This is a genomic window from Ruegeria sp. H7, assembly GCF_056532945.1.
In genome coordinates this window covers 1-21,740 of sequence record NZ_JBQFNZ010000011.1, presented here as the reverse complement: position 1 = coordinate 21,740, position 21,740 = coordinate 1, and the positions used below count along the sequence as shown (strand labels likewise).

The following is a 21,740-nucleotide window of genomic DNA, read 5'->3' as shown; positions in this document are numbered from 1 at the left end:
GCACTGCAAAAATTTTGTGCAGACTTACCCGGTAGGCTCGAAAATGCGCCGGTCAAAAAAGACATTCCGAGACAGAATCAGGCTGCCATTGGCCGAGGCAACCGCCGTCGACTCGGGCAACGCCCCCTCCAGTTTCTCCGACGCGCCGGGGGTTTCGACGCCCAACCCTTGTAACTCGCGGCGATAGAGATCACTGCGAAAGACCTTGGCGGCTTGTCGTTCCGCAGTTCCGGCGTCCAGCCCGTTTCTTTGCGCCAATTGATGCGCGACCCATTTCGCCTGGCTGCGCCACGGGAAAGTAGCGGCGCCGTCAAAGAACTCGACGAATCCATCCACATGGCGTTGCTCGCCGCGGGCCGAGATTGTGAATTCGCCCATCAATGCTCGGTCGATCAGTTCGGGTGAGACGTTGAGGTAGGTTTTACGCGATAGCATCTCGGACGCGGTCGTCCGGCTGTCTGCGTTCGAGAGCCAGCGCCCCGCGCGCCAAACGGCCCGCATGAGGCTGCCCAGCAAATGCGGCTCGGTTTCGGCCCAATCGTTTCTGACCGCCAACACCTTTTCAGGTGCACAGGTCCAGATCGCCTTGCCGGGCAGCAGCAGTGCGCCGACATTGTCGTCTACGGCGAATGAGCCCCAAGGCTCGCCCACGCAGAAGGCATCGATCTCGCCACCCGCGAGTGCCTGCGCCATCAGCGGCGGTGGCACAGTTAGGATTTCGACCCGTTTAGAGGCCAGCTCGGTTCTAGAAACCCAATAGCGCAGTAATTCAACATGCATTGAAAAGGGAAAAGGCACGCCAAATACCAAAACGTCACCGGCGGCCTTTGCCAGCGCAGTCCCAGCCGCAGCGGCATCAAAGAAGTCGAAGCCGTAACCTTGTTCGGTCAACCGGTCAGCCAATTGCGTTCCAACGCCGATGACATTGCCATTCAGGGAAAGGACAGACACGGCGGATAGCGGCGTTGCAATGCCACCAAGACCTAAAGCCATCGCAACGGGGATAGGCGACAGCAAATGCGCCGCATCCACATGCCCGAAGGCGAGCATGTCGCGCAAAGAGGACCATGACGGGGCTGGGCGCAGGTCCAGCGAAACACCCTCGGCATGGTCAAACCCCATCTCGCGCGCGACGATAAGCGGGGCCGCGTCGACCAGAGGCATATAGGCGACGGGCAGAATTGGGGTTCTCATGACAACAACCCCGACGCAGTTACAAGGGCTTCGGCAACATCCGCGACCCGGCGGTTCTGATTCATCGCAGTTTTGCGCAGCAGGGCATAGGCTTCGTCTTCCGACACACCCTTGGCCTTCATCAACAACCCTTTGGCGCGGTCGATCACCTTGCGATCTTCCAAGGCGCGGCGGGTCTCCGCCAGTTCGGTCCGCATCTGACGTAGTACCTGAAAGCGAGCGATGGCGGTATCGATCACAGGTTTTATGCGCTCGACTTGAAGGCCATCGACTACATATGCTGAGACCCCAGCTTCAACGGCGGCTTTTGACAACCCGCCCGCTGCGCCCGAGACGAACATAGCCACGGGACGTTCCAGTGGACCCGACGCAACGGTCAGCTCTTCAAGCATATCGCGCGAGGGATTGTCGATATCTATCAGGACAATGTCTGGGCTATGCGTTGCGATTTTGCGTGCCAGCCCGGAGACATTACCGATCACAAAAACCTCAACGTCTCCGGACTCTTTTAAGGAATCTACAATTGCAAAAGCACGTTCTTGATTCTGTTCGACTACAACGACTGTCAGGTTTGTTTTCATAGAGAATCAAGTGAGCCCAAGCGTCATTGATCGCAATTACAACTCCATCAAAAGTAGTCATCGGACTACCGGTTCGCCCAATTTCTCAGCTTATTTTTCGCGCGCAGCGGAATGTCTGCACAGTTTTTTTGCATGTATCAAAAAATTTTACAGTGAACACCGCGGTGACGCATTGGATCGAATCTTTTTGGGGGGCACTCCTTAGCTCTGGGACGTTCAAATGCACTTCCTTAGACGATCAATTCGAAAGTCCGCTTTGTCAGCAAACCATGTGGTTTCGCGAACGCAGCGAACGACCGCTTCCCGCACATTCCGGACGTTCAACTTCTAGTGTCATGTGGCAAGTGGGCGGGACAAAGTTCGAATTCGCTGCGGTTGCTCGAACGACAGCTGCTGGTGGGTTGCGACGACAACGCCCTGCTGGTCGGGCGGGAAAGGTACTTGTACGCGATTACAAAATTCTTTGCTGCCCGTCGCGAATGGGGACCAACGTACATCGATCATCGTTGGGTGATAATTCCGGTTCTCAAAATGTGGTTCTGGGTGCAACTTTCCTTAGCCAAATAGATTATTTTAGTCGTGTAATAAAACTTTCAAACTCCGCGTCCGAGATTGTTGCGCACTCGTATGGGTTTGGAAATTGCTCCTCTTCAACAGATTCCCTGAACGCCGTAAGTGCAACTCGGCGTTGGTGTTTTATCTGTTCATATAGTGATTTGAGATCACCAAAGGCGCGTGCGTGGCGCGGGCTTTCAGGTTGCTCTCCGCATATGTCATTTTGAAAAAGGTAAATGATGTCTGCGCCGGGACCCGAACCGAGCGACGATGTTAACAGCGACGTACGCGAGGAAATCTCAGCCATTACTCGGTCACAGATAACTTCGGCCTCTACCGAAAAAGCTCCGGCATCTTCCATTGTGCGGAACGCATTCCAAAGCTCGATAGCCTCGTCCGCAGTTTTACCAACGGCACGCAGGCCGCCCCGCCAAGTGGATTTGCGAGGAACCAGGCCAAGATGACACATCACGGGGATATCTTCGCGCGCTAAAAGTTCGACAATGTGCGGCCCTCTTGCCGTGTAGATGCTGTCGGCACCATCCTTCATGGCCGCAAACGCGGCGGTCAGGACGTCCCTTTCCGTCGCAAAGTCCGGAAGACCAAGTGCAGCGGTGAAGAACAATTCAGGCGCGCCTTGACGCACGGTAGACGTGTTGTGGGCATTGCCCATGATCAAATCAATTCCGGCATCTTTCGCGGCTGCTGCCTCTTCGGTTGTATTCGCCGTCGTCTGAACCAGTTTGCGGATACCCTTTAGCGCACGAAGGTCGGAAGCGGTGTAGTTTCTAAGTGAGAACTTCGCATCCCAGTCGTAGATCCGTTTCATGGCATCACCCGATATCGATAAAGACATCTCCGCCTTCGACCTTAACGGGGTAGGTTTTCAGATTTACACAGACGGGTGAGCGCTTTGCCTCGCCGGTGCGATAGTCGAATTGGCCGTTGTGCATGGGGCATTCGATCAGATGATCGATCACCAGACCGTCTTCCAGATGCACTTCTTCATGGGTGCACAGGCCGTCGGTGCAGTAAAATTCGTCCTCGGGGCTTCGGTAGATGGCAAAGGTACGATCGCCATTGTCGTAACGGATTAGATCTTCGGTTTCGATGTCATTGCAAGCGCAGGCGCGGGTCCAGTTCGTCATGGGTTTTCCTGTATTCCGGGGATTGGGTCACTCGGCCGCTATGGCTGTTGGTCGAGTGTATTCTGGGCTGGGGTTAGCGCCCTTGGGCAGCAACGGCTTGCGGTCGACAAAGTAGAACGGATCGCGCCGCTGGATTAGAATGGCCGGGAGCATTTCGCGAAACGCGGTCAGTGTTCCCGCGTACGCTGGCGGGCAATCGCCTATTATTTCTTCGTGCAGGGCCGGGAGATTGTAGAACGGCACCATGGGATACATGTGATGTTCGACATGGTAGTTCATGTTCGAATACACGAAGCGGAAGAACCGGTTCATGTAGACGGTTCGCGAGTTCAATCGGTGATCCGGGACGTCCTCTGCCAGCCCGGCATGCTGCAGTGATGCCAGCAGGTGATGCAGCCACGAACCATAGAAAGTGGGGCCGCCGATCAGCACAATGGGCAGCCATGATTGCAGCACCATTGCCAAAACAAATGTCAACGCGAGAATTGCGAGGTGAACACGCGACGCCAAGAACGCCTTAGAACGGTCGGCTTCGATGAGGAAGGTTTTCTGATCTTTGGTCAAACGACCAGCCGACAGCCAAAACATCTTCTTCAACTCATTCCAGCCAGATTGCAGATGCAGCATGTTCCATAGGATGTTGAGCGGATGCGGAGGCCGGGGAAACGCAATCTCGGGGTCTTTTCCGACGATCATCGTATCCGTGTGATGGCGTGTATGGCTCCACCGCCAAAGATAGGGGTTTTTCAGCGACATAAATGAGGCCAGCTGATAGGCTGCAGTGTTCAGCCAAGGCGTTTTGAATACAGTCCCATGGCAGCATTCATGCCAACGGCTGTCGGCACAGGATCCATAAAACACCCCGTAGAGGATGACAGACGGCACTGCCCACCACGTACCCCAGGTCAGAATGACCAGAGCACCGGTTGCCAACACCAATCCCAGCCAGATCCCATAGTCGATCAGGGCCGGAGCATCGCGGCGCTTCATCAGTTCCTTCATCCGTTTCCGGGGGACAGGGGTGGAGTACCACTGTTTAGGTGCAAAGCTTGGACCGCTGTCCCGGCCCGTCAGCGAATAATCCCGCCAAGGAAGGGTATTGTCCTTCAGCACATCAGGTTCCTTTTCTACATTACTGTCGCCGAGCAGAACCGAGGAGCGCCTGAATCGTCAAACCTGTCGTGATATTTTCTATCATTTTTCTCAGAATATTCTGTAAAATGGATGATAGGTTTCATCATGGAGCGTGCTATGGCCCGTGTCACACTCAAAGACGTCGCAGAAAAGGCGGGGGTCGGCGTCGCAACAGTAGACCGCGTTCTGAATGCGCGCGCGCCGGTTACTGCGGCGACATCTGCGCGGGTTCTTTCAGCGGCAGAAGCGTTGGGGTATCGCTCGGCAGGATTGTTGCGGCGCCGGGTTGAAGAGATGGCTCCAGCAAAACGGTTGGGCTTTATTCTTCAAAAGGAAAGCAAGTGGTTTTATCGCGAATTGGCAATCGAGTTGCAGCAAAAAGCAGAGCAGTTGCGCAGTATCCGGGCAAATGTTGTGGTCCGGTATGTAGAAAGCCTGTCGCCGTCCGAGCTTTCAACTGCGATTGACGAAATGCGCGGCAAGGTAGACGCCATAGGCTTGGTTGCGATTGATCACCCGGAGATCAATCGTGCAATCGCCAGCGCGGATGTCCCTGTCATTGCATTGCTCTCGCCCCTGTCTTCGCCTCACATTACTGCCTACGTCGGGATCGACAGTCGAAAGGCGGGGCGGACGGCAGGTTGGGCGATGGCGCGCCTTGATCGAACCGAAGGCGCGGTTGCCATCCTTATCGGGTCGCACAGGTATTTGGGGCACGAAGCGCTTGAGAGCGGGTTCAGAAGCTACATGCGCGAATTTGCACCGCAGAAACCGCTTCGAGACTCTGTGGTGTATCTGGATGACGCCGCGGTCGCATATGAAGCGACAGCAGAATTGCTGCGGGCCAACAAAGACCTCTCCGGCATCTATCATTGCGGAGGCGGAGTGACCGGAGCATTGAAAGCGCTGCGCGAGGCAGGGCAATCGCGGGAAGTTGTCTACATCTGCCATGAACGGACACCGGTTACCGAAGCTGCGCTTGCCGATGGCAGCATCGATTTGGTGGTCAACAATCCGCTGGATCAGGTTGCTGATCGCGTGACTCAGATGATGTCTCGGTGTCTGACTGGAAAACCAATTCAGGAACAGGTTGGGGTTATTCCCTTCGATCTTTGCACATCAGAAAACTTGTGAACATCAGCCGAAAGTGGCGCCGTTGATGTTTTCACGGGTGATGACTTCAACTGGAACGACCTCTGCCTGATGGGAGCGGTTTTCCAGTGTCGCGATCAGGGTTTGAACGGCTTGTTCGGCGATCCGTTGCATATTCTGATGGATGACAAGATCCATTGATCCGTCCAGCAGGTAGTTTCTCGTCTTCGGCGTAAGGTTGTGGCCGATCAGCATGATTTCTCCCGTCAAATCGCGATCAGCCAGAGCCGCCACAATGCCTTCGTTGCCACCGCCAACGTTATAAATGCCCAGCAGCCCCGGATGCTCGTCCAGCATCTTGCCTACCACCTCGCGATTTTCCTGCACATCATCGTGGCCGATATAGGTACCCACAACGCGGAGATGGTTGAAACCCCTTCGCAAGGCCGACCGAAACCCCATCTCTCGATCCGAATGACTGCGATACAGTTGGTCACCGGAAATCACGCCGACGGTTCCGGATTGCCGTAGCATTCGACCCATAAAGTAGGCCGCTGTTCGCCCTGCGGCCATATTGTCCGTCCCGACAAATTGGCCCAGAACGGGGCTGATCAGATCGGAAACGACAGGTATGCAGGGAATATTCAAACCGTGCAGCTCTTCGACAGCGTCGCGCACCCGCGGGTCATCCAAAGCTTGAAAGCCAACTGCATCAATGCCCTGCCCGGCGCAGGCTCTCAGTTTTCGAGCCAACACAGATGGTTCCAGTTTCGTGGAAAACACACACTCGACGGTGGCGCGGCCATTGGTGAAAACATTCTGAAAACAGTCGCCCAGAAATTCTGTCGAGGGCCCGGCTTCCTCTGGCAGAAATATCTTCAGCCGCCAGGGTCGCGCAGGCTGGTCTAATTGAGCGCCGGATTCGATCGCGTGCTTGGCCTGCAAAACACGCTGGCGGGTCTCAGGCTTTACGTTAGATCTGTTGTTCAAAACCCGGTCAACCGTAGCGGTGCCGACCCCCGCAATCCTCGCAATCTCGGAGACGCGTGCCTTCTTTGGGATTATTATAGCTTCATCGCTCATAGACCCCTACTAACATCATTTCCGATCAAAAGCATCCTCAAACGATCTTTGTAGAACATCAAAAACCATCATTGCCGTCATTTGATGCAATTTTTCTTGCCACCGAATTGTGAGGGGGCTTATCCCAACGCCATGCAACGGGATCGAGTCCCGTTCAGGGAGGATAGCATGACCTACACAGCTAAATTACTGGCCGGGGTAACCGGCCTAATAATGACGGCCAATACTACACTGGCGGCGGATTTCACCTTTAAATATGGCAATGAGCAGCCAGAAACCTCGATCCGTTCGCAATCCATGGACTGGTTCAAGACCGAACTTGAAAAACGTACGGACGGTCGTATCGAAGTCGAGAATTTCTTTGGTGCCGCGCTTGGTAATGAGCGTGAAATGATGGATCAGGTGACGGCCGGTTTGCTGCAGGGCACGCGTGGCGGTTTCTTTGCCGACGCGTCCGGGGCATTCAACCTGTACCAGTTGCCGTTCCTCGTCGCGAATTGGGATGAGATGGAATGTCTGGTGGGTTCGGATTTCACCAAGGGCGTTCAGGCCCGTGCCGAGGCGAACGGATATCACATCCCTGCCACCGGTATCAGCCAAGGGTTCCGGGCCTACACCAACAACGTTCAGCCAATAACATCGGTTGATGATCTGCAAGGTCTGCGCATTCGCGAACCGCAATCTGATCTGATGATCGCCACGGGCACGGCCATCGGGTCTGTTCCGGTCGCCATGCCGTTTTCTGAAGCATATCAGGCGTTCAAACAAGGTGTGATCGACGGGCAGCACAACCCGCCGCAAAATATCTGGGACTTCAATATTCACGAAGTGCAGAAGTATCTGACGCTGTCGAACCACATGACCGGCCCCGATCCTTTGATCGTCAACAAGGCATGGTATGACGGTTTGCCCGAAGACCTACAGGCCACCTTTGACGAGGTTGCGGTCGAAGCGATGGCGATGTCAGACAAGCTGTATCGCGATGCTGAAACGAACATCGTCGGCGAACTCGGCAAGCACATGGAGATCAACGAACTGACGCCCGAAGCCCTGGCGGGTTTCCAGGAAGCCGTTGCGCCAGTCTATCAACAGATGATCGACGCAGGTCATTTCACGATGGATGATATTGACGCTGCCCGTGCTGCAGCGGCGTCCTGCGGCTAATCTGAAACGGCAATTCCGGGCGCCTTAACTCTGCGCCCGGAGTCCCTTTTTAACGGAACCGGTTTATGGATACGCTCTCTGCAATTGACCGTGTACTGACGCGCGTTATCGAAGCGCTGATGGTCGTGCTGTTTGGGGTGTTTTTGGTGATTGTCGTCACCAAAGTCCTGATGCGCCCCTTTGACATGGCGATCTACGGCGTCGACGAACAGGTCAAGATCGCGTTTCTTTGCACCTCGGCCTTGGGCGGTGCCGTGGCGATTACGAAGCGTGAGCATATCGCGATCACATTCTTCATCGACATGATGCCCTACTACGTCAAAATGGCCTTCTACGTGGCAGGGCTTGTCCTTGTGGGAGTGATGAACGCGGCTTTGGTCTGGCTGTCCATCGATTGGATCGCAGGGCCAGGCAAAAACATGTGGCAACCCTTCGGGATGCCTCAGGCTTATGTGTTCATCATTGTTCCGATCTCCTGCTCGATTGCCGTGTTCTACTGCTTCGTTCGTGTGGTTCTGACACTGGGCGGTCGGGATTCCATCGATGTTCTCTGGATGCCGGAGGACTGACATGCTGATCCTGTTCGCCACACTTGGAATATTGTTGGTCTGCGGCGTTCCGATTGCGTATTCGCTGGGGTTGGCATCGCTGGCGTATTTCTTGATCGAGGCTCCTGCGGCGACTGGGTTCGTTGTGCAGCGCTTCTTTTCTGGCATCAACAACTACCCGCTGGTTTCACTGCCCTTCTTCATCCTGATGGGCTTGGTGATGAATTCCGGGGGCATCACGCGGCGGCTACTGGATCTGTCCATGTTCTTCGTCGGTCGCCTGAAGGGCGGTTTGGGTCTGGTCAACGTGGTTGGCTCGATGATCTTTGGCGGTATCTCTGGCTCCTCCGCTTCCGACACCGCATCCATCGGGTCCGTTCTGATCCCCGAGATGGAAAAACGCGGATACCCCAAGAGTTTCGCAGCGGGGATCACGGTGGCCTCATCCACCATGGGCATGATCATCCCGCCGTCTGTGCCGATGATTATCTACGCTGTCGCCGCGGAAGAAAGCATCGGTCGCCTGTTTCTGGGCGGGATCATTCCCGGCATCATGGTTGGTTTACTTCAGCTGATCGTCGTGTGGGTGCTGGCCAAGAGGAACGATTACCCGACCGAAGACGTACCGTTCACATTGGCTGAAGCCGGTCGGCAGACCAGACGTTCTGCCGCCGTGGCGCTGATGCCGATCCTGATCGTGGGCTCGGTGGTCTTCGGCTTTGTGACCCCGACCGAGACTGCCGGAGCTGCGGTAGTATATGGCCTGATCATCGGCTTATTCATCGTCGGCTTCGGCGTTCTCAAAGAACTGCCTGGAGCCATGCGCCACGCCATCATCATGTCGGCCAAGATCATGATGATCATCGCGTTCAGTCAGGTGTTCATCACTGTACTGGCGCTGGAACGTGTACCCAATCAACTGGCCGATTTCGTTTCGGGCCTCGGACTTGGCCCGGTCGCCTTCATGGTTCTGACAGCCATTTTGATCCTGATGGCGGGTACGTTCATCGACGTTAGTCCCGCCATTCTATTACTGACACCGGTTCTGTTGCCGGTTGCTGAAAAGCTGGGCGTTTCCGGCGTGCATTTTGGTGTGGTGATGGTCTCGGGTCTCGCGGTTGGTGCATGCACACCGCCAGTAGGAAATTGCCTGAATGTCTGCGCTGCGATCTGCCGTATGCCGATCGGAAAGATTTTCGTCGGGGCCGCGCCGTTCCTGCTGGCAAATGTGGTGGTGCTGATTTTGATCGCGATCTTCCCGCAACTGGTTATGTGGATACCGGACGCGGTGATGGGACCGTAACGACACAGAATTGGGCAGCGGGGTGTCTTCCGGACCTGCCCGGCCTTGGTCAGCCAAAGCCTGAAATCCCCGCACACATCGACGCCCAAAAAATTATGGGCGCCAAACCTCAACGCCGGCCAAGCCGGGCGACACATTAGGAAGACAATTATGCAACGTGTAGGTGTCATAGGATTGGGAGACATGGGCAGCGGGCTGGCCAGGAACCTAATCAAAAACGGGTTCGAAACCACGGGGTTTGATCTGAGTGAGGCGCGACTGAAGACGCTAGGTGAAATGGGCGGAGTGCCTGCTACCAGCGTGGCAGATGTGGGGGCCAACGCGGATGCTGTCTATGTCATGGTCATGAATGGCGACCAGGCCAAGGCTGTCATTCTTGGTGAAGACGGTCTGGTCCGTCACATGGCGCAGGGCGGGGCGGTCATTCTGACAGCCACGATCAAACCGCGTGAAGCCCGCGAGATTGGTGAGGCCGTGGCCGGTTCTGGCATTCACCTGATCGATAGCCCTGTCTCTGGCGGCTTTCCGGGTGCGCAGGGCGGCACTCTTACCATGATGGCTGCGGCCCCTGATACCGTACTGGACGAATTCCAACCAGTGATGGAGGCGGTCTCGGCCACCATTCACCGCGTAGGGGACGGGCCCGGCCAAGGTCAGACCGTAAAAGCATGTCTGCAGACTCTGATCGGTTCAATCTTTTCGGCAACATTTGAGGCGTCGGTTCTTGCCGCCAAGGCGGGCGTGAAGGGCGAAAACCTGTTCAAGGTCTTTTCGACCTCTGGCGCGGGATGCGGATGCACCAACACAGCGCTGGAGAACATCATCGACCGTAAATTCGAAAACACTGGCTCGGGCATCGGCACCATGCACAAGGACCTGACCATCTCACTGGATCTGGCCGAAGAGCTCGGCGTTCCAATGCATACTGCTTCATCTGCCATGCAGATTTTCCATGCTGGCAAAACCAAATTCCCCGATGGCGACAACTGGGCCTGCACCCGCGTGATCGAAGACATTGTCGGCGCTGAGTTGCATCGCTGAGAAAGGACAAGAACATGAAACTTGGCGTTATCTGTGATGGCATCAGTCGCGACCTGAAACACGCGGTCGATGTGATGGATGAGTTTGACCTCGAATATGCCGAACTGCAATTTGTCGGCGATACGGAGGTTGGCGATCACTCTGCGGATGAGATCAGGGAAATTGACGCGCTGCTTCGGGATCGGGGCAAGCCTGTATCCTGTCTGTCGCGCCACATCTTCGCGGGAATGACCGGGGCGAACAAACCAGGGGACGACCTGCATAGCAAGCATATGGATGCTCTGAAGCGCGTCATCGACATGGCGCATGTGGTCGGCGGCCCATTGGTGCGCATTATGACTCCGAAGAAAGAGCAGATTCTGTGGGGGTCCGGAGGTGCAGAAAAATGGAACGTCGCCAAGGGTGCATGGGACGCGATGCTGCCCCTGATTGCACCGGCGATTGACGTTGCCAAGGACGGCGGAGTGACTTTGGTCGTCGAAACGGGCAACGGGACCATGGTGAATTCGAATTACACCGCCCGTAAGCTGATCGATGATCTGGATGCCAAAGACACGTTAAAGGTACTTTGGGATCCGGCCAACAATTGCTGGTGTCACGAACAAGCGTTTCCTGCTGGGTATGACGAGGTAAAAGATGGCTATCTCGGGCACATCCACATCAAGGACGTTCAAGTCGACACGCCCCGCGCAACATTGACGGTCAAACAAATGGGCGAAGGCCAACTGGCCGATCAGTTTCAGCCGATGGCGGATGCTCTGAAAACCGACGCCTATGATGGGGTGATATCATTCGAAAGTGTCTACCATCCCGGTAACGGAAATTTCGAAGACGGTTTCCGCCGCTGTATCGATCGCTTCAAAGAGCATTTTGGTTGAACCTCTGGCGAGACCAAAACGGCCAATCGATGTTCCTCCCAAAACATCGTTCGGCCGAAATACAGACCCGTCCTCAGGCGGGTCTGTTTTGGTTTTTCGGTGAAAACCAAATAACTGTCAAAAGATCTAGTTCTGCGTGACGATTGAGGAGAGTTCGCATTAATTTCCACAAAAAATTTCTCTTTCGGCGATTGTGTCGCAGTACTTCAATGGCAGCTTAGGCGGACCGCACCGTAGCGTGGAGATAGTCTGGTTGGCTTCTACAAGGTGTGATCCTTGCGCAGACCCAAGGCAGCAATCAGAGCTTCGAAGTCGCTCGTGCGCGCGCAGCATTTGTCAAAATGGGCTCTCCACACACCTTGGCCGCAGTGTCAATAAATAGGGGCTACCGGTATTGGGTCAGAAATGCTTGACGTTTGGGTCAGAATTGAATGACGTGATTTGCCCATTTATTGAGGTTTTGTGCGCCGATTGAGTCAGGAATCAGTGACGTTCCACAGTGCTTGTGTAAGGCGACACATAGTTCTGCCACCAGCGACAGAACCTTTCCATTTTCGCCTCACTTCCTTCATCTAACACCTGGACCGATCTCATTGATCCTGACTTCTTTTTGGGAAAATCAGGGCTGATTTGCAGATCAGACGCCGAAAGCGCCTGTTCCTGCTGATCTGCCACGTGGCGAACGCGGATGGGGGCGAGGCAATGCTATTCGACAATAGTGGTGCGGCCCGCAGGCGTAGCCGAGGACACGGTGTTGTCTAATAGGGTTGCCCGAGTGGGAAGGCAGCGTCTTACCCTTTACAGCCAGAGGCGTTTGGATTGTCCATATGCCGATGACCCAAAGCAGGTGCAGCGGAGCAGGCTGCGCCCTTACTGTTTGCGCAAGAACGCATTGTTATTCTAATGAAACTGGCGGAAACCGGTCATTCGCTGTAATCGCAATAATTCTCTTTGATTATGAAAGGTTTCGGGTTCCGGGCAGAAATAGAAACAAACTATAGGGCTATGGGAAGCTCGAGCGTAACGCTTGCTCCTTGCTCGACTTGGTTGATTGCGACCACTCCTCCGTGACGCTTCGCGACAGCTGAGACAATCGACAACCCTAAACCGCTACCTTCGGAATATTCCAGCTGCGAAAATCGACTGAAAACGGCTTCGCTTTGGTCGGGTGAAAGGCCGGTTCCGTCATCAGATACGGTTAGTTTGACGTTCCCCGCGTCACAACGCAGTACAACTGATATTCGACTCAGTTCAGCGCCGCCGTGCTTAAGCGCATTGTCCAGCAGGTTTTTGATAGCCTCTGCCAAAAAGATCCGATCTCCCGAGACCAAGATTGTTGGTTCTGGCAATGTGACTTCAAAATCGATCCCTTGTGTGAGGATATGAACGCCCATGTCAGCGCAGGCCTCTTCCACAACCGCACGGAAATCAATCTTGTCCATCTGATCCTGATGCGTAGGTTGCCGCAGTCGTTCCAGTGACAATAGTTGTTCCGCCACTGTAGCCGAATTCTTTGCCGCTGCCACCAGCTCGATTATCCGTTTGTCTTTGTCCTCATCTGTTTTTGCATCGCGCAATGCCTCAGCCATGGACTGGACCGCAGCCGCCGGATTTCGCAATTGATGCGCGGCTTCTGAGATAAACACCTGATGGGCGTTGATGCTGTGCTCGACCTGTCCAAACAGCCGGTTCAACGTCTGAACAATTCCATGAACCTCGACCGGGACCGGGCGTCTGATTTCGCTCAGGTCGTCAGGTGAGCGTAGGTCGATCGCATCCTGCAAATCCAGCAAGGGGCGCAACCCGCGTGCGACCCCGAACCACACGACAACGGCAAGGGTGGCCAGCAGAATACCCATCAGGATCGCGGCGCGGATCGACAGTTCGTTGGCAAAAGCGTTGCGGTCCGCAACGCGTTGCCACGCTGTGACTGTCGCATCGCCCACCAGGTTATCCAACGTGACCCGCTCAGTCATTTTCAGCACGCGCACCGACTCATCCCGATAAACTGCTTCGAAAAATTGCGGCTGGTATGCGTCTTGCTCTGACGGGTTTGCAGCGGCCGGAGGATATGCATACCCTGTGACGTAGATGCCACCGGGTCCGGTCACGTGATAAAAAATCTCCCCGCCTGACGCATCGCGGATCAAGCTGCGCGTGGTGGGCGACAAGGCATCGCCTTCTGACACAGCCACGTCGCGCGAAATGGCCAGACCGGCGGATAGCAGGCTGTCGTCAAATAACTCCTGCGCCGTTTTCTGGGCCACGGTGTAGCGCCAGTATCCAAGCAGGATTGCGAGCAGCACCAATGGCGTCAGGATCAGAATGAAAAGCCTGAGCCTGAGTGAGCCGTGCCGGATCACTTCTGCACCTCTAGCAGATATCCAAGGCCACGGGCGGTCTTGATCCGGATGCCAAGGTTCTGAAGGCGTTTGCGCAGTCGTGACACATGCGGCTCGACGGCTGAATCGTCGACATCGGCGCCCACGCCGTAGACGTAATCGGTCAACTGACTTTTGGGGACGATCCTGCCCCGCCGTTCCAGCAGGCATTCAAGCACAGCCATTTCCCGACGCGGCACATCGAGAATTTGGCCCTTTGCGCTCACCTGCCGGGCGGTGCGGTCGAACTCAAGATCTCCGATGGTCTCGCGCGCGCCATAATCCAGTTGTTTGCGACGGGACAGCGCGCGGATGCGGGCTTCGAGTTCGTCCATTTCGAAGGGTTTCACGAGGTAATCGTCAGCGCCCATATCCAGACCGGAAACACGGTCGCTGGTCTCGGTACGTGCGGTTAGCAGGATGACAGGCGCGCTGTCGCCCCGGTTGCGCAGGGACCGCAAGATCTCAAGCCCTGACCGACCCGGCAGGTTGATGTCCAGAACGATCAGGTCTGCGCCTTCCTGTTCCAGATACAAATCGGCCGCGACACCATCTGTCAGCACGTCAGCGGCATGGCCCCTGTCCCGCAGGCGATAGGCAATGGCGTTGGCGAGGGTCTCGTTATCCTCGACGATGACGATCCGCATTCGGGCTCCTGCAAGTTTCGCGCAAGGTTGGCGCTCCATGATTGCCAGATGGGAGGGGGAATCAACCCCACAGTTCTATTTGCAATCACGGTGGTGCGGAGGGCGCTGACGTGGTTGTCTGGTCAACAGGGAGGAACCAATGGCCATTTCCAACTTCACCCGTCGCGCCGTCGTGGGGCTGATTGCCGCCGCCGGACTCGCCGCACCTGCCGCTGCCGAGGTCGATTTCTCGGGCAAGACCATCGAATGGGTCATTCCGTTCTCGGAAACGGGCGGGTCGGCCAAATGGGCCAACTTCTTCGCGCCGCTTTTGTCTGAGGCGCTGCCGGGTCAGCCGACTGTGGTAGTCAAGTTCATGCCCGGTGCAGGATCGACCAAAGGTGCGAACTGGTTTCAGGAGCAGGAGTACGACGATGGCACCCTGCTGTTTGGCACGTCGGGTTCAACACAATTCCCCTATCTGCTGAGTGACCCGCGCGTCCGCTATGAATACAATGACTGGATTCCTGTCATGGCGTCGGGTACCGGTGGCGTTGCCTATCTGAAGGCCGAGGATGGCGCCAAGTTTGATGGCTCTGCCAATGCGTTGAAAGACACCAATTTCATCTACGGCTCGCAGGGCGCGACCCGGCTGGATCTGGTCCCGCTGCTGGCGTGGCAGATGTTGGGTATGAATGTGGAGCCGGTCTTTGGCATCAAGGGTCGCGGTGATGGCCGCCTGATGTTCGAACGCGGTGAGGCCAATATCGACTACCAGACCTCGTCCGGTTATCTGGGCGGGTCGGCCCCGCTGGTCGAGGCTGGTCAGGCCGTTCCGATGATGACGTGGGGCGCGCTGGATGCAGATGGCAATATCGTGCGCGACCCGACATTCCCGGATATTCCGACCTTTAAAGAGGTTTGCGAGGCCACAGATGGTTGCGAAACCAGTGGTGAGGCTTGGGATGCGTGGAAAGCCTTCTTCGTGGCGGGCTTCCCGGTTCAGAAATTGGCGTTCTTGCCCGGGGACACACCACAGGAAGTGGTGGACGCATACACCGCAGCGTTCCAAGCTGTGACCGAGCGGGGCGATTTTGCTGATATCTCCTCGAAACGCGTTGGTAAGTATCCTGTGTTTGTCGGCGAAGGCTCAAAATCTGCTCTGCAGACGGCGACTAATGTGGACGACAATGCCAAGCAATACGTCCTGAACTGGCTGAAAGAGGCCTACGGCGTCGAGCTGAACTAAGCTGACACGTCGTCGCGCGCCCAACGAAGGGCGCGCGTTTCTCTACATACAAAACAGTTAATGAAAGGCGGCCGCTATGGAGGTTTTCGCCACCGCTCTACCTGCGCTTGGTGACGCGTGGGGTCTTATCCTGCAACCTATCGTATTGGGTTATCTTGTGCTCGGCGTCGTTATGGGGCTGGCTGTAGGTGTTTTCCCAGGGCTTGGAGGCATTGCCGGCCTTTCGCTGTTGCTGCCTTTCATGTTTGGAATGGACCCGATCCTTGGTCTGGCACTGATGATCGGCATGGTGGCGGTGGTGCCGACCTCGGACACATTCGCGTCCGTCCTGATGGGCATTCCCGGCAGTTCCGCCTCGCAAGCGACGGTGCTGGACGGCTTCCCTATGGCCAAAAAGGGCGAGGCCGCGCGGGCGCTGTCGGCTGCCTTTTCCTCATCCTTGTTCGGCGGCCTGGTCGGCGCGACCTTCTTGACTATGTTCATCCTGATCGCGCGGCCTATCGTTCTTGCCTTCGGTCTGCCCGAGATGTTGATGATCACAATTCTTGGCCTTTCTATGGTTGCGATCCTTGCCGGGCGTATCCCACTGAAAGGCGTCGCCGCCGCCGGATTGGGCCTGATGGTCGGTACCATTGGTGAGGCCGACGCGGGCGGCTCACTCCGTATGGCGACCTATGACATTCCCTACCTGACGGATGGCCTGAAACTGGTCATCGTCGGTTTGGGCATCTTTGCCGTGCCCGAGATCGTATCGCTGTTGCGTCAAGATCGGTCGATTGCCAAAGGGGCCTCACTGGGCGCCGGTTGGCTGGACGGCGTCAAAGACTGGGCGGCCAATATCTGGCTTTCTGTCCGCTGTTCGATCATTGGCGTGATTGTTGGCGTCATACCCGGTCTTGGTGGTTCGGTCGTCGATTGGATCGCCTATGGCCATTCGGTTCAATCCACCAAGGACAAAAGCAATTTCGGCAAAGGCGAAGTGCGCGGAGTCATCGGCCCGGAAAGCTCAAACAACGCCAAGGAGGGCGGCGGGCTGGTGCCAACTTTGCTGTTTGGCATTCCCGGTTCCGGCTCAATGGCGATCTTTATCGGCGCGGTGGCCCTGCTGGGGTCTGGCGATATCGAGGTCGGTCCAAGCATGCTGAAAGACAATCTCGACATCACCTATTCAATCGTTTGGTTGCTGGCGCTGGCCAACGTCGTGGGCACGATCTTGTGCATCGCGGCATCGGGCGGGATCGCCAAGCTGACGACCATCCGCTTCACCTATCTGGCCCCGTTCTTGTTCATGCTGATCAGCTTTGCGGCGTTCCAGTCCGGTCAGAACTTCGAAGACCTGCTGGCCTTGTTCGTGATCGGGCTGATCGGCATCTTCCTGCGCCGCTTCGACTGGTCGCGCCCCGCCTTCCTGATCGGTTTCGTTCTGTCGAACCCGGTTGAGAAGTTCACCAATCAGGCGTTCCAGATCGCCTCATTCCGGTTCCGCAAAAGCTTTGGCGAGGGGATGGAGTATGTCTTCAGCCCCATCGTGATCGTCCTGATCGTGGTCACAGTCGTCTCGGTCATTCTGGGTATCCGGCAGGCCAAGATGATCATGGCCGAGGGTGATGTTCAGGCCGGTACCAAACGCGCGCCGCTTATCTTTCTGCTGGTGATCATGGCCTATCTGATCGTCGCTTTGGTCAACGCCAACATGATCCCCGACTACAATATGACCGACAAGATCATCCCGCTGGTGATCGGCAGCGTCTCGCTGTTCTGTTGCGTGATCCTTCTGATCCAGATGATGCGGCGGCCCGAGGGTGACGCGATCTTTGCCGACAAGGAAATCGCCGGTGAAGACGCCAGCGCACCCCACGGTCTGTGGTCCACTCTGGCATGGTTCGCCAGTTTGATCGCGGCCACGTGGGTGGTGGGCTTCATCCTCGCCCTGATAGGGTTCCTGATCGCCTTTCTCCGTATCCGCGCCGGGTCCAGCTGGCAGATGACTCTGATCCTGACCGCCTGCGGCATCGGGTTCATGTGCCTGATGGCGGGCGCTCTGAACCGCGATTTCCCGCCGGGTCTGTTGCAGGACATGGTCAGCCTGCCCTGGCCGTTGAAGTGAGGGGTTCAAAATGACACAAACCGCAATCCCTTATATGCTGATGCGTGGCGGCACGTCGAAAGGCCCGTATTTCCGTCGCTCGGATTTGCCCGAGGATCTGGACGCGCTAGCCGAGGTGCTGATAGCCGCCCTTGGTTCCGGGCAGTCGCTGAACATCGACGGCATCGGCGGCGGCGCGGCGGTGACCACAAAAGTCGCGATGCTGTCGGTCAGTGAGGATGAGTGGGCCGATATCGACTATTTCTTCGCTCAGGTCTCGGTCGAGGACAAGCTGGTCGATTTCAAACCGACTTGCGGCAACATCCTGTCCGGGGTTGCCCCTGCGGCTATCGAGATGGGCCTGTTCAAACCGCAGGGCGATGAAACTGAAGTTCGCATTCGGGCCGTCAACACTGGGGCTCGGGTCGTGGCCAAGGTGAATACACCCGGGGGCGAATTGACCTATGAGGGTGATGCGGAGATCGCCGGCGTTCCCGGTCATTCAGCGCCGGTGCAGTTGAGTTTCATGGGCGTGGTGGGCTCGGCCACCGGAGCGTTCCTGCCTACGGGCAACCTGCGCGATGCAGTTCAGGGCGTCGAACTGACCTGCATGGATGTCGCTATGCCGATGGCTATCGCCCGCGCCACAGATTTCGGATTGACGGGCTATGAGAGCGCCAAGGAGCTGGACGCAAACCGCGCGTTCTTTGACCGGATGGAGGCCGTTAGGATCGAAGCAGGCCAGCGGATGGGTATGGGGGATGTGTCCAAATCGGTCACCCCTAAGTTCGGCCTTGTTGCTCCGGCCAGAGAGTGCGGAACGCTTGCGGTGCGGTATTTCATGCCGTGGAAAACCCACCCGACCATGGCGGTCACCGGCGCGCAATGCATGGCGTCTTGTGCTTTGACGCCCGGAACCGTCGCCGACGGTTTGCTGGATCGCCCCACTAAAAGCCCAGCCGAAGTTGTTCTGGAACACGCCTCGGGCAAAATAGACGTGCTGGTCAATTTCTCTACCGACGAAGGTTTCACCGTGAACGCGGCGGGCTTAGTTCGAACTGCGCGCAAGTTGGCTGACGGGCATGTTTATGTGCCGCAATCTGTTTGGGACGGGAGTTGATTAGGTGGCAGCCATAAAGTATACTATGGTATACAAAAGAGGAGGTCACGATGGTCGACTATTCGGAATGCCTCGGTATCGCGCGTCTGGAACTAAAGCTGGCGCAAGCGGCCTTGCGGCGAGATATGGCAGAATACCCAACGCCGATCGCCGGGTGTGATGAGCAGTTCAACCATCTGCTGGATCAAAGCGAACGGGTCCGAAACGCTCTGGCCGCCCTTGACGCACCGCATTTTGTCCCGACGCCAAGAAAACTGAACACCGAGCAGGGTATAGAAAGCCGATGAAGGTCCACATTCTTGATGACTGGTTTGGCACGCTGCGTGGCCTGCCTTGTTTTGAGAAACTCACCGCTCATGAGGTGACGGTATGGACGGATCATGTAGAAGACGCTGACACTCTGGCCGAACGACTGCAGGACGCAGAGGTGCTTGTCCTGTTCCGCGAACGTACCAAAGTCACCCGCGCCTTGCTGGAGAAATTACCAAACCTGAAACTGATCAGCCAGCGCAGCGTTTATCCTCATGTCGATGTTGAGGCCTGCACAGATCACGACGTGCTGCTGTGCTCAAACATGCATGGCGGGACGCCGTCTTATGCTGCAGCCGAACTTACTTGGGCGTTAATCATGGCCGGGATGCGGAATTTGCCCGCACAAATGGCCTCGGTCAAAGCAGGGCACTGGCAGGCGGGCGTGGGCAAGACGCTGAGGGGGCGTCAGTTGGGGCTCTATGGCTATGGCCGCATTGCTCGCGCCATTGCAAGTTATGCCGAGGCCTTTGGGATGAATGTGGTCTGGTGGTCATCCGTAGAAGGCCGGGCGCGTGCGCAGGCGGATGGCGCGCAGGTCGCGCCCAGCCGTGAAGCGTTCTTTGGCAGCAGCGATGTTATCTCGGTCCATGTGCGCTTGAAACCGGATACGCGCGGGATCATCACCGCATCGGATTTCGCACAGATGCAGCCGGAGGCGCTGTTTGTGAACACCTCGCGAGCCGGGCTGATCGCACCTGGTGCTTTGCTTGAGGCGCTGAACGTCGGTCGCCCCGGCAAAGCGGCGATTGATGTGTTCGATTCCGAGCCACTGATTGATCCGACCGACCCGCTTTTGTCACATCCCAACCTGATCGCGACCCCACATATCGGCTTTGTCACTGAGGATGAGTTCGACCTGCAATTCGCGGATATTTTCGATCAGGTGAACGCCTATGCCGAAGGCGCTCCGATCCACATGATCAACCCCGAGGTTTGGACCAACGCAGAATAAGGTTTGCGGCGATGGGCGCACCAATGATCACTAACACGATCCTTGTCAGATGGTGGGTGATCACAAAGCCCAAATCCGCGCCCGAGACGATGGCCAGCACCGTCATCTCTGCCTGCCCACCGGGCGCGAAGGCCAGAAACGCCTCGACAGGTTGGCCCAGTCCCAAGGTGGTGACAACGGCGGTGAAAGCGGCTGCCAGGACGGCAAGGACAATGACATAGGCGAAGCCCGCTGCCACTACCCGGCGTAGTTCGACCCATGTGACACCTACGAATTTCACACCAATTCCGCAGCCAATGAAAAACTGCGCTGCAAGGATGGCCTCGCGAGGCGGTCGGGTATGAATGAAGTCGCCCAGTGACAAGGCTGCCGTCAGGATCATTGGCCCCAGGATTGACGCCCCGAACAGGCCGATCCGCTCTCCGCCTTTCCAGCCGACAATGGCGGCCAGAACCATCAGCGCCAATTCATGTATTGGCAGGTTGTGCGCGGGCTCGCCAATCGGATTGGTGAGTTGGGCATCATAGAACACGGTGAGGAACAAGGGGGCCAACGTCACGATGATCAGCACGCGCGTACCGTGGATCAAGGACAAGGTACGCGGATTGGCCCCGGCCTCAGTGCCAAAAATGATCATGTCTTGCAAACCGCCCGGCATGGCTGCGTAGAAAGCCGTTGTGGAGTCAAAGCCCCAGAATTTGCGAAAGAATGGCACACCTACCAGCGCGATCAGCAGGATGAAGAACGGGATCAGCGCAATTGACGCGGCCATTTTCGGCAATTCAGCAAACAGAGCCGGCGTAATCGATGCCCCTACCGCCACGCCCAGTATAGTGCGGGCGGCAACCGAGACCTGTCCAAAGCCTTCCATCGGTGCGTGCGCAAGAGCTGCAATCAAACATGCGCTCATTGGCCCGAACAGAAAAGGTAGCGGCAGGTTGAGCGCCCAAAATACCCCAGTGCCCAACACCGCCAGGCCGAGCGTGACGGCCCGTTTCGTCAGAAAAGAGGGGGTATCGGTTTGGCTGTGCAAGGTAAGCGTTCCAGCTTCGTTGACTTATAATATATCCATATGTATACAACTGGATGCAATATAACAAGAGAACCTGCGATGACCCTTCATGACGCCCCGTTACAGCCTGGCCCACAAGGCAATTCTGCGTATCAGCGCCTGCTGGACGAGATTCGCGAGGGCACTCTTTTGCCCGGCGACCGGCTGCGTGAGATTGAGCTCTCGGAACGGTTGGGCGTCAGCCGTACCCCGGTGCGCGAGGCGATAAGGCAGTTGGAGGC

Annotated in this window: 21 protein-coding genes and 1 pseudogene; 13 read left to right on the top strand and 9 right to left on the bottom strand. The window is 56.5% G+C overall.

Translation table 11 applies throughout. The features are described 5' to 3' along the window. Nucleotides 1-24: 24 nt before the first annotated feature. The 5 genes from ACR0AC_RS19025 to ACR0AC_RS19005 form a co-directional block, all read right to left on the bottom strand. Complete coding sequence (locus tag ACR0AC_RS19025) at nucleotides 25-1,194, bottom strand: ABC transporter substrate-binding protein (protein WP_480875382.1); 1,170 nt, start codon at nucleotides 1,192-1,194, stop codon at nucleotides 25-27. After that, a complete protein-coding gene (locus ACR0AC_RS19020) occupies nucleotides 1,191-1,775 on the bottom strand; it encodes an ANTAR domain-containing protein (RefSeq protein WP_170623060.1) in 585 nt (194 codons plus the stop codon). The genes ACR0AC_RS19025 and ACR0AC_RS19020 overlap by 4 nt, the downstream gene beginning before the upstream one ends. Before the next feature lie 568 nt (nucleotides 1,776-2,343). Then, nucleotides 2,344-3,159 carry a 3-methyl-2-oxobutanoate hydroxymethyltransferase gene (locus ACR0AC_RS19015; RefSeq protein WP_480875377.1) on the bottom strand — a complete coding sequence of 272 codons (816 nt, stop codon included), beginning with the start codon at nucleotides 3,157-3,159 and terminating at the stop codon, nucleotides 2,344-2,346. Between the two features lie 4 nt (nucleotides 3,160-3,163). Then, complete coding sequence (locus ACR0AC_RS19010; RefSeq protein ID WP_170525068.1) at nucleotides 3,164-3,478, bottom strand: MocE family 2Fe-2S type ferredoxin; 315 nt, start codon at nucleotides 3,476-3,478, stop codon at nucleotides 3,164-3,166. 27 nt (nucleotides 3,479-3,505) lie between these two features. After that, nucleotides 3,506-4,591, bottom strand: a complete 1,086-nt coding sequence (locus tag ACR0AC_RS19005) for a fatty acid desaturase (RefSeq protein ID WP_480875374.1) — start codon at nucleotides 4,589-4,591, stop codon at nucleotides 3,506-3,508. A gap of 111 nt (nucleotides 4,592-4,702) precedes the next feature. Here ACR0AC_RS19005 and ACR0AC_RS19000 point away from each other — a divergent pair. Together ACR0AC_RS19000 and ACR0AC_RS18995 are read left to right on the top strand one after the other, a co-directional pair. Then, a pseudogene (locus ACR0AC_RS19000) lies at nucleotides 4,703-4,861 on the top strand (LacI family DNA-binding transcriptional regulator); the annotation flags it as partial. Further along, nucleotides 4,862-5,746, top strand: coding sequence for a substrate-binding domain-containing protein (locus ACR0AC_RS18995; RefSeq protein ID WP_480875514.1), 885 nt, complete (start codon nucleotides 4,862-4,864; stop codon nucleotides 5,744-5,746). It begins immediately after the preceding pseudogene. Nucleotides 5,747-5,749: 3 nt separating this feature from the next. Here ACR0AC_RS18995 and ACR0AC_RS18990 read toward each other — a convergent pair whose 3' ends face one another. Further along, entirely contained in the window at nucleotides 5,750-6,787 is a 1,038-nt protein-coding gene (locus ACR0AC_RS18990) for a LacI family DNA-binding transcriptional regulator (protein ID WP_170525059.1), read from the bottom strand. Nucleotides 6,788-6,955: 168 nt separating this feature from the next. On the opposite strand from ACR0AC_RS18990, the gene ACR0AC_RS18985 reads away from it, so the two are divergent. The 5 genes from ACR0AC_RS18985 (at nucleotide 6,956) to ACR0AC_RS18965 (ending at nucleotide 11,721) form a co-directional block, all read left to right on the top strand. Next, the gene (locus tag ACR0AC_RS18985) at nucleotides 6,956-7,951 is read left to right on the top strand and encodes a TRAP transporter substrate-binding protein (RefSeq protein WP_170456758.1); all 996 of its coding nucleotides are present in this window, start codon (nucleotides 6,956-6,958) and stop codon (nucleotides 7,949-7,951) included. A 65-nt stretch (nucleotides 7,952-8,016) separates the two neighbouring features. Then, nucleotides 8,017-8,520, top strand: coding sequence for a TRAP transporter small permease (locus ACR0AC_RS18980; RefSeq protein WP_170410378.1), 504 nt, complete (start codon nucleotides 8,017-8,019; stop codon nucleotides 8,518-8,520). Between the two features lies 1 nt (nucleotide 8,521). Beyond that, nucleotides 8,522-9,802, top strand: a complete 1,281-nt coding sequence (locus ACR0AC_RS18975) for a TRAP transporter large permease (protein WP_480875370.1) — start codon at nucleotides 8,522-8,524, stop codon at nucleotides 9,800-9,802. Between the two features lie 150 nt (nucleotides 9,803-9,952). Beyond that, the gene (locus ACR0AC_RS18970; RefSeq protein WP_170456754.1) at nucleotides 9,953-10,843 is read left to right on the top strand and encodes an NAD(P)-dependent oxidoreductase; all 891 of its coding nucleotides are present in this window, start codon (nucleotides 9,953-9,955) and stop codon (nucleotides 10,841-10,843) included. A gap of 14 nt (nucleotides 10,844-10,857) precedes the next feature. Next, on the top strand, nucleotides 10,858-11,721 hold the full coding sequence (locus ACR0AC_RS18965) for a sugar phosphate isomerase/epimerase family protein (protein ID WP_170456752.1): 864 nt from the start codon (nucleotides 10,858-10,860) through the stop codon (nucleotides 11,719-11,721). A gap of 995 nt (nucleotides 11,722-12,716) precedes the next feature. On the opposite strand, the gene ACR0AC_RS18960 is transcribed toward ACR0AC_RS18965, so the two are convergent. After that, nucleotides 12,717-14,084 (bottom strand): sensor histidine kinase, encoded by a 1,368-nt coding sequence (locus tag ACR0AC_RS18960; protein WP_480875366.1) that lies wholly within the window; start codon nucleotides 14,082-14,084, stop codon nucleotides 12,717-12,719. Further along, nucleotides 14,081-14,749, bottom strand: a complete 669-nt coding sequence (locus ACR0AC_RS18955) for a response regulator transcription factor (RefSeq protein WP_170456751.1) — start codon at nucleotides 14,747-14,749, stop codon at nucleotides 14,081-14,083. The genes ACR0AC_RS18960 and ACR0AC_RS18955 overlap by 4 nt, the downstream gene beginning before the upstream one ends. Nucleotides 14,750-14,888: 139 nt before the next feature. Between ACR0AC_RS18955 and ACR0AC_RS18950 the strand changes: the two genes are divergently transcribed. The 5 genes from ACR0AC_RS18950 (at nucleotide 14,889) to ACR0AC_RS18930 (ending at nucleotide 20,447) form a co-directional block, all read left to right on the top strand. Beyond that, nucleotides 14,889-15,977, top strand: a complete 1,089-nt coding sequence (locus tag ACR0AC_RS18950) for a tricarboxylate transporter (protein ID WP_480875363.1) — start codon at nucleotides 14,889-14,891, stop codon at nucleotides 15,975-15,977. Between the two features lie 76 nt (nucleotides 15,978-16,053). Further along, a complete protein-coding gene (locus tag ACR0AC_RS18945; protein WP_170456747.1) occupies nucleotides 16,054-18,084 on the top strand; it encodes a tripartite tricarboxylate transporter permease in 2,031 nt (676 codons plus the stop codon). A 10-nt stretch (nucleotides 18,085-18,094) separates the two neighbouring features. Then, nucleotides 18,095-19,183: a 4-oxalomesaconate tautomerase gene (locus tag ACR0AC_RS18940; protein WP_170456745.1), complete on the top strand. Its 1,089-nt coding sequence runs from the start codon at nucleotides 18,095-18,097 to the stop codon at nucleotides 19,181-19,183. 50 nt (nucleotides 19,184-19,233) lie between these two features. After that, a complete protein-coding gene (locus ACR0AC_RS18935) occupies nucleotides 19,234-19,470 on the top strand; it encodes a hypothetical protein (protein WP_170456743.1) in 237 nt (78 codons plus the stop codon). Continuing rightward, nucleotides 19,467-20,447: a D-2-hydroxyacid dehydrogenase family protein gene (locus ACR0AC_RS18930; RefSeq protein ID WP_170456740.1), complete on the top strand. Its 981-nt coding sequence runs from the start codon at nucleotides 19,467-19,469 to the stop codon at nucleotides 20,445-20,447. The genes ACR0AC_RS18935 and ACR0AC_RS18930 overlap by 4 nt, the downstream gene beginning before the upstream one ends. Here the strand turns inward: ACR0AC_RS18930 and ACR0AC_RS18925 are convergent. Further along, nucleotides 20,416-21,480, bottom strand: a complete 1,065-nt coding sequence (locus tag ACR0AC_RS18925; RefSeq protein ID WP_480875359.1) for an AbrB family transcriptional regulator — start codon at nucleotides 21,478-21,480, stop codon at nucleotides 20,416-20,418. The genes ACR0AC_RS18930 and ACR0AC_RS18925 overlap by 32 nt on opposite strands. 78 nt (nucleotides 21,481-21,558) lie before the next feature. Between ACR0AC_RS18925 and ACR0AC_RS18920 the strand changes: the two genes are divergently transcribed. Further along, nucleotides 21,559-21,740: GntR family transcriptional regulator (locus ACR0AC_RS18920; RefSeq protein WP_480875357.1), on the top strand; the 182-nt coding region annotated here is incomplete at its 3' end.